The sequence below is a fragment of the Tamlana crocina genome, from assembly GCF_012037625.1.
Genome location: NZ_JAAVJS010000389.1, coordinates 1 through 392, shown reverse-complemented (window position 1 = coordinate 392; position 392 = coordinate 1). Strand labels below are relative to the sequence as shown.

The 392-nt window shown below is 44.9% G+C and carries 1 pseudogene; it reads right to left on the bottom strand.

What is annotated here, in order from left to right:
• Nucleotides 1–392, bottom strand: a pseudogene (locus HC176_RS17260) (phenylacetate--CoA ligase family protein); the annotation flags it as partial.

Genomic DNA, 392 nt, shown 5'->3' with positions numbered 1-392 from the left:
CGTACCACTGGTAGCGGTCATTGAACTCGGCCCAGGAAAGCGCATGGCAAAAACGATCTTTAGCGAAAATAAAGGGATGGCCGCTGCTGCCGGAAGTTTTTCCGACGTAGCTGTTTTTGGAATCAAATCCTTTGCTGAACCTTTGTTCTAATGGCCGTTGCAGGTCTGCTTTCTGCATTACAGGCACCTCTTCCCAGGAGGTATATTTTTTGCTTCCGAAGAAATTGCGGTAAAAATTGTTGTTTTTAAGATGGTAGGTAACGATCTCCTGTTTCTTCTGCTCCACATGACCCGAATACTCCGCTTCCGGAATATTCTTTATCTCCTCCAGGACATTTTTTGCCTTTTTAATGGGGAAGCGGTTAAGTTGTAAAGAGAGGCTAAACCAGTTC